The 7,585-nt window shown below is 68.1% G+C and carries 6 protein-coding genes; 3 read left to right on the top strand and 3 right to left on the bottom strand.

All coding sequences use genetic code 11. The features are described 5' to 3' along the window. Positions 1–661 (top strand): hypothetical protein (locus tag VK923_09260; GenBank protein HSJ44855.1); only part of this gene is annotated, 661 nt, incomplete at its 5' end. A 905-nt stretch (positions 662–1,566) separates the two neighbouring features. Here VK923_09260 and VK923_09255 read toward each other — a convergent pair. From VK923_09255 to VK923_09245, 3 genes are all read right to left on the bottom strand, one after another. Further along, the gene (locus tag VK923_09255) at positions 1,567–2,211 is read right to left on the bottom strand and encodes a hypothetical protein (GenBank protein ID HSJ44854.1); all 645 of its coding nucleotides are present in this window, start codon (positions 2,209–2,211) and stop codon (positions 1,567–1,569) included. Between the two features lie 1,037 nt (positions 2,212–3,248). Beyond that, complete coding sequence (locus VK923_09250) at positions 3,249–3,980, bottom strand: type IV toxin-antitoxin system AbiEi family antitoxin domain-containing protein (protein HSJ44853.1); 732 nt, start codon at positions 3,978–3,980, stop codon at positions 3,249–3,251. Positions 3,981–4,073: 93 nt separating this feature from the next. Beyond that, positions 4,074–6,410: a DEAD/DEAH box helicase family protein gene (locus VK923_09245; protein HSJ44852.1), complete on the bottom strand. Its 2,337-nt coding sequence runs from the start codon at positions 6,408–6,410 to the stop codon at positions 4,074–4,076. A gap of 106 nt (positions 6,411–6,516) precedes the next feature. On the opposite strand from VK923_09245, the gene VK923_09240 reads away from it, so the two are divergent. Both VK923_09240 and VK923_09235 read left to right on the top strand, forming a co-directional pair. Continuing rightward, positions 6,517–6,855, top strand: a complete 339-nt coding sequence (locus VK923_09240) for a hypothetical protein (protein ID HSJ44851.1) — start codon at positions 6,517–6,519, stop codon at positions 6,853–6,855. Positions 6,856–6,938: 83 nt separating this feature from the next. Further along, positions 6,939–7,352: a hypothetical protein gene (locus VK923_09235; GenBank protein ID HSJ44850.1), complete on the top strand. Its 414-nt coding sequence runs from the start codon at positions 6,939–6,941 to the stop codon at positions 7,350–7,352. The last annotated feature ends 233 nt before the right edge of the window (positions 7,353–7,585 follow it).

The following is a 7,585-nucleotide window of genomic DNA, read 5'->3' as shown; positions in this document are numbered from 1 at the left end:
CCGGTCGTGGTGGTTTCTACCGGCGTCGCGTGACCACCTCTGGCTCGTCGACGACACGAGCTTTCGGCCCGGCGCCGACCTTCGCGTGCGTCTGGTCGACCTCGCTGGTACAGAGATACTGCCGTTCACACCTGTCCCGGCCGACCAACGCCCGATCGCCGGACGCCGTGATCGCCTGCTCCTGAAAGACGTCGGCGTGTTGCGGTGGTGGAACCCCGACACTGGCGCGACGCAGTCGACGCCTCGCGATGTGCTCGCCGTCAGCGCCGGTGTCGCCGTCGTCTGCCGCGACCGCTGCCACACCATCGACGTGCTGGATCCGTCCGGCAGGGGTCGTGAGCGCCTGCACACCCAACACCGCGTCCTCGCCGCGGTGTTGGCGCCCGAGGACCGCGCTGTCGCGTTGCTGACCGACGCAGCGAACACAACGGCCGCGTCGCTGCTGATCGCCGACCTCGACGTTCGGGCGGTCCATACGGTCGCCGACGGTGCGGCGTTGGTGTCGCGGCGGCTGTTGACGTGGAGCCCCAACGGTGCCTTCGTGTTCTTCGCCACCGTCGACGGGACACTCGGCGTCTTCGACCGTGCATCCGACACCCTGCACCGGGTCGACGTCGACGTGAGCGATGCCGACGCGTTGGCTGCCTTCGACGGGCCCTGACACGCGATCATTTGACCTAGACCGCCGCGGCGCAAAGGGGCTGCGTGCCGCATCCTTGGAGCGCCGGGCTGGCGGACCGCTCGCAGCGCGGCCGCAGCCATCTCACCGCCACCGTCCCGCGCAGCCGAAGCCGATACCCGACGGTTGCTCGACCGTGAGGGTTACCCGTCATGCGCGGCTCGGAGCCGCGGTCGACTGCCCCACGGCTTTGGATCCGGCTTCATCTGCCCATTGCTGCCAGTCACTCACGCTCGTGGGTCCATGGCAGAATCCATGGACCCACCCGTCTGGAGGGCCGGGCATGGAACGATCGAGCGAGGTAGCCCGCGGCGGTGACCCGCTTCTACAACGCCATCGAGCTGGGGACGGTGGCGGCATTCGACGACGTCGTCTCATCCGATTCCGTCGCGATGGCCATCGGGACCGACCGCTGGCTCGGTGATCGCGAAACTTGGCGAGAGGCGTTCCCCAGCCTGCGGAGGCGTCACTGTGGAGGGCAGTAATGCTCAGGGCTTCCGCCACGGAGGGTTCGGTTGGGTCATCGACCACCCGGTCTTCGTTCTGCCGGAGGGTGATCGGCTCCCGACCCGTCTGACGGCAGTTGTTCGCGAACCCGCCGGCTGGAAGATCGTGCACGTCCACATTTCGGTCCAGGTCCCCGACAGCGTAGCCATCGCCGAAGCACCAGACTGGCAAGCCGCGACCACGCCCTGAGGATGGTAAAGCCTGCCATGCGCGGCCTCTCCGGCTGTCGGATCTGCTTGCTCGCGACCACAACGCGACCGGACGGCTGACATCAGGGGATGCTCGAGGCATGAGCTGACGCGAGCTGGAATCCTGTGAGGGCGCTCCGCGAGTCGCCCCGCTCGTCACGGGTCGAAGCAGCTTTCGCGCTCTGCGATGCGCTACTGGATCACATCGATGGGAAAGGCTCGCCACTCATCCGGGCACAGGCGTTCTCCGTCGTCGTGCGCGACTGCGTAGCACGGCCACAGCTTCCAAGTGCCTGGCTCATTGGGAATCAGCGAGGTTCGCACCGACAGCGTCTCGCCTGGCTGCAGCACTCGGGACTGATTGCCCTCGCCGAAGTCGCTCCATTCGTCGGCGGGATCGCGGGCGCCGACGAACGTCGAGGCGAGCTCGCGGCGTGTCTGAGCCACGTTCTTGATGGTGAACGTGATGGTGATGCGATCACCCACCGCCGGATCGGGGTCCGGACTCGTCGCTTCGAGCTCGAGCAACTGGATCGAGTCCTTGGTGATGTCGGGCTGGTCATCCGCCCACAGCACGGCCTGACCGCCGTCCTGGGTACCTTGCGATGGATGTGCTGCCGACAGATGCACCTTCGACGGTTCCTCGGGTCCTCCGTCGAGCCTCGCTTGGCTGAGCGCGAATGGCATGGCGAACAGCACGCCAAGTAGCCCTGCGAGGATGCGCGCCGTGCTGGGCACCCTGGGGATCGAGAGCTCCTTGACGGTGAAGCCACCGCCGACGACGGCGATGAGGAGGAACAGAATCGCGGCCAGCAACCCGATCGTCTCGGAGGTCATGACGTCCTCCCTCTGTAAAGCCGACCGACGTCGTTTGTTCCGCGTCTTGCTCAGTTGGCTCCCGGGCGCGCGGTCGGTCGGCGAGGATGTTGTGTCACGAGGAGCGTGTTGCGACCGTCGTGATACGCGGATCTGCCTCGAAGACCGCCTACGTCTGGTGCGCTCGACTCGGGTGTCGTAGTCCATGGTCAACAGGATCTGGGAGCGATCTTGGACGTTCTGGTGACGCGCTCCGTCGGAGCGCCGAGAGCCTGGCGTCTCGTACCGATGATGTTCATCGTCGCGCTCGTCGCCCTGTACGTCGCGGCATTGCTAAGCCAGCGCAGTCAGCTCGCGCACGGCAGACCCGATTATCATCTGACACGCTCCCCGCAGCGGCGGGCGGAAGGACTCGGTGCGTCCGCGCCACTGCTCGACCGAGGCACCTCGAGGTACGGGTGCGACGCGGCATCAGATGGCCTGCCGCGCGGCGACGTCGCCCGACACATCCACGTACGCCACGCCGTCGGCTGTCCGGTACACGCCGTCCGGGCGACGACCCGGAGTCCGCGTGAGGCCTCGGGCGACCATCATCAAGCGGTCGAAGACCTACTCGGTCGTCATCGACCGCGGCCATGACCCGCTCACGGGCAAGCGCCGGCGAGACTGGTCCTCGGGCTAGACGACCAAGACCGAAGCGGAGCAGGCTCGCACCAAGCTGTTGCGGGACCTCGACACCGGCTCATACGTCGATCGCTCCGCGCAGACTGTCGCGCACTACCTGCGTGAGGACTGGCTCCCAATCCGCAAGCCAAAGAGTCAGCGCAGTGCGCGCGGGCACCGTGGCCAGGTGAGCCTCAACACCTGGACCACGGTGCGCGACCAGGTCGAGTCGTACGTGGTGCAGTAACGTCGGCGCCGTCCGTCTGCAGGACGTCACCGTCGAGACCTTCGACTCGCTGTACGACGAGCTCGAAGAGTCCGGCGGCCGCCGCGGTCAGGGACTCGCTCCGCAGACGGTTCTGCATGTCCACCGCATGCTGCACAAGAGTGGCCCGTTATCCGCGGCGCGGGAGCAGCGCCACCGAGGGTCGAAGGTCACCGCGACGGCGATCGGAGTGACCGTAGCCGGCGAGGACATCCAGGCGCCGAGTCACGACGATCGCTTTATGAGTCCGTCGCGCCCATGTGTGACCTACTCCTCGGCCAGCGCCGACGACCATCGGTGCAAGGCTCGGGGTGTCTCTGACCAACCGTCGCAGCTGGCGACGACGCAGGGTGCCTCGCGCGACCGCCTGCGCGACGGCTGGTTCGACCAGCGCGGGGTCATGGGTCGCCGCGACGTCGTGCAGCGTCCTGGCGATGGTCGTCAGCGGCACCGCGTCGACGCGGGTGCGGTCGGTGTCGGGAAGATCGGCGTGGTGGATGACGACGCCGTCCTGACGGCCGCGGTACCGGCGGGGCACGGTGATGTGGATCGCCGACGGCATCGAGTCGGAGATGCCGTGGACCGCCAGTGCGATCTCGTGGCTGGCCGCGCTGTCGCCGCCGGCCCACGAGCAGGCGGCGACGACATCCTCGAACGGGTGCGCGGGGAAGCGGCGCAGCCGGTACAGCCCGTAGCGGACGTGGTCGATGTCGCCACGGCGGGTGCGCTGGTACAGCGCCCGACTCGACACGCCCGCCTCGGTGGCCTGCGCGGTCGTGAAGTACCCGGCCTGCGGCTCGGCCAGCTCGCACAACACGTCCATCGTCGTTGACACGAACTTGACCATAGCGGTCAAGTTCAAGCTGCAAAGTGCTCCAAGTGTGCGTGAAGTTGACGGTCCTGGTCATGTTGTCGCCCGACGACATGATGCCGGCGACGGCCGACCTCGCCAAGTTCACAGGTCGAGAGACAGTTGGGGTTGGTGGTCGTCGCGTCCGACAAGCCCGAGCGAGCGGTAGGCCTTCCGGCGCCTGTCGTGCATGCGGCTGAGCGCGGGCACCGCGGCGTCGTGGTAGTCGTGCACGAGGACGGTGTGCTTGCCGTCGAAGGGCCGCAGCACCCGACCGACGTACTGGACGATCTTGCCCTTCGACGAGAGGGGGAACGCGACGAACAGCGTGTCCAGTGGTGGACAGTCAAAGCCTTCCCCGACGTACTGGCCGGTGGCCACAACGGCCACGGGCTGGTCGGCGATCGTCTCGAGCCGGTCCATCGTCCGTTGCTCGTCAGCACGGCTGAGGCTGCCGTGCAGCACGACCACGTCGACACGATGCTCACGGAGTTCGTTGGCCAGTGCGGCCAGGTGGGCCTTGCGCTCGCTGAGCACCAGACAGCGGCGACCTGCGGCGACCGCGTCAGCGACGTCCGTCGCGATCTGCCGGGTGCGTCGCGGGTCCTCGGCCAACGCGGTGAAGATCTGTTGGATGGCAGCTTGCTCGCTACTGGGGAACCTGAAGCGGGTGTCGTGGACCTCGAGCCGGAGCTTCAGGCCCGTCGGAGCCTTCCCCGGGTGGTGGCGGATCGGTCCGCAGTGCATCGCGATCAGGGCATCGAGTCCGTCCTGCCGGTAGGGGGTCGCGGTCAGACCGAGCACCCTGCGTGCTGGGATCTGGCCTACGACCTCACCGATCGTGACCGCGGGCACGTGGTGGCACTCGTCGACAATCAGCAGTCCGTACCGGTTGGTGAGCTCGGCGACGTCGTCGCGTCGCGCCAGTGTCTGCACCGTCGCGATGTCGACCACGCCAGAGCGGCGGTCGCGTCCGCCGGTGAGCTGTCCGATCTGGTCAGCGTCCAGACCGAGCAGGAAACCCAGTTGGTCGCGCCACTGCTCCAGCAGCGGTTTGCGGTAGACGAGTACCAGGCTGGGGACGCCGGCCGCCGCGATGAGCGCGCAGCCCATCACGGTCTTGCCGGTTCCCGGCGGCGAGACCAGCACACCCAGATCTCGATCGGTAAGATCACTCACGGCGTCCTGCTGTTGCGCCGTGAGCACGCCACGGAAGGCCACGTCGAGTGGCTCGACGTTGGGCCACGCGGCCTGGATGTCCAGGGTCGATCCGGCCCGCTGGGCCAGCTCCTCGAGCTCGGCGCGGAGGCCGCGCGGCAGGTGCAGGTGGGTCAGGTCCTCGTCGTAGGCACGGATGACCCGCGGCGTCTGCCACGTCGACAGCCGCAGCCGCTGCTTGGCGAAGAACTCCGGATTCGACACGGACGCGAGATGCTTGATCGCGGCCAGCATCGATGTCGACAACCCGGACTTGTCCACGCGCAGCCGCGCATCGGCCGTGACCGCGATTCGTGCCGGCCCCTTGGGCTGTCGGCCCGACCGGCGCCACGCGGCGGCCTCGTCCCGCCCGGTGCGCATGGGGGCAAGCCGGCGCAGCGCGGTAGCCAGCAGCGCCGGGATGACGCGATCAACCTGGCCGAGCAGACGCCACTGGTCCTCGACGGGCGACAGCTCGTTGTGGTCGAGGAAGACGCTGTTGCCGTCGCGGGCGGCGCGTCCCTGCAGTGGAAGCGCGATGAGGTTGCCGAAGCTCCCGCGTGGCGCGAGATCCTGGCTTGGGAAGAGCCGGTCGTAGCTGTCCAGGGCCAGCTCGGCTCGCGCATTGATGGCCGTGCGCAGCAGACCGGTGCCAAGCCGACGCGCATCGGTTGCCGTGACGGGCTCCGAAAAGAACGTCCACACGTGCGCGCCGTCGCCGGAGCGGCTGCGTTCCAGATACGCCGGCACTCCGTGTTCCGCGGCTCCATCCCGGTAGGCCAGCGCGTCGAGACGCCAGTTCGGCCCGTCGAAGTCCGCTGCGAGCAGCCAGCAGTGATCATCCTCGAGCAGCGGATACAGCCCGATGGTCTCGTCGCCCTCCAGATGAGCGCGGATCACGTCGTCCGTCAGCGCCAGATGGCGACGTTGCTTGCGGGGCCGGTCCTTGCGCCAGCCGCCAGCGACCGCGGGGACATACCCGGACTCGCCGTGCTGGTTGCTCCACCGCACCGCGTACACGTCGTCGCGACCGCGAAACAGCGACCGGAACAGCGCAACCTCGCTGGATCGTGCGTCGATGGTTCGGTTCGGCTGGTCCAGCGGGAGCGCGGTCGCCGACGGCCTCGACGCGCGCCCGCCGGGAAGCGGGTCGCCCGGACCCAGCCCCAGCAGCTGACGCAGCCGTTGGTTCTCACGACGCAGACGGTCCACTTCGGCCTGCGAGCGCTCCCGATCCTCGTCCACGTTTCGCCGACGCCAGCCTCTGCTCGCTCTGATCAGCATCGTTGCAGCGCAACAGCAGGATGGCAACGTCGTGCCCGTCGCGGGATCCGCTACGGTCTGGCCCAACATGAACCGGATGAACCGCGAACAGTTCTTCGCCAATATCGCTCCGCTCGACGAAGAACGCCTCCGCAAGGCGCTGTGGAACCTCTACTGGCGCGGGACCGCCAAGATGCGAGAACGCATCGAGGCCGAACTCGACCCCGATCCGAGGCCGCAGCGTCGGGACCCCAAAGCTGATCACGTTGATCCGGACGCGGTGCTCGCCGAGGTGCGCGAGTTCGTCGCGCTGGCGCGCTCCGGCGCCTACATGGCCGGTGACCGGGCGTGTGTCGCCGAAGGAACGGTCGCGGTGGCGGTTCACGTTCCGACGGCTGGTCGCGAACGCGCGGGACGCTCTGCGTAGCCTCGGCCGCTGCGGCAGTCGAGGCGCTGATCGATCTGGCGTGCGAGGTCCGCGACGTCGACTACTTCCGCTCCGAGGATCCCGTGGAAGCCGCGAAGGTCGTCGTATCCGACGAGGTCGCGCAGCTGTGGACCCGTGTACGCGACCACGCCGGGTTCCCGGCGTTCGCCGAACAGGCGGCGCCACAGCTCATCCGGTGGGAGTCCCGGTACGGGTGGACGCGCACCGGTTTCGGGCAGGTCGCACGGAAGGAGTCGTCGCTGGCCAGCGTGCTCGCGTCGATGCTGCAGGTCGGTGACGCGTGGATGACCTTCGCGGACCGTTACCTGGAGGTGCTTGACCACGTCGCGTCTGGGGCGTCCGCGACGTCCAGCCGATCATGGCGGTCTCCGTCTCGGAGTCGCAGCGAGCGGACCGAAGCGCTCGTCGAGTGGAACCTCCTGCTGCTCGACCGGTTCATCGCGCGGGGGCAGCTGCACGCTACCTACGCCCGCTGACGCGCCAGACCTGCGACGCCCCCCAACCTCGGTCCCGCTTGTTCATCGCCTTGCGCAACTTGGCGTCTGACTCCTGGCTAGTGCCGCCGCCGTCGGCCCACGTGAGCTGACGAAGACGACGGCGGCCGGTCACCGCGGAGACCGAGCAGTGTTACCGCTTCTGCGTGGCACCGACGACCCACTGCTCGGCTTCGAGCATGGCGCACGGTTACGGCTGCAGCCGCACGGCCGCA

This window comes from Euzebyales bacterium, assembly GCA_035461305.1.
Lineage (GTDB): Bacteria > Actinomycetota > Nitriliruptoria > Euzebyales > JAHELV01 > JAHELV01.
Note: the sequence above shows the minus strand (reverse complement) of the source record. Positions and strands in the feature narration are given on the sequence as shown.

Excerpts from the sequence above, each read along its gene's own strand:
- VK923_09255 (HSJ44854.1), bottom strand. The coding sequence starts at position 2,211 with ATGACCTCCGAGACGATCGGGTTGCTGGCCGCGATTCTGTTCCTCCTC.
- VK923_09240 (HSJ44851.1), top strand. The coding sequence starts at position 6,517 with ATGAACCGGATGAACCGCGAACAGTTCTTCGCCAATATCGCTCCGCTC.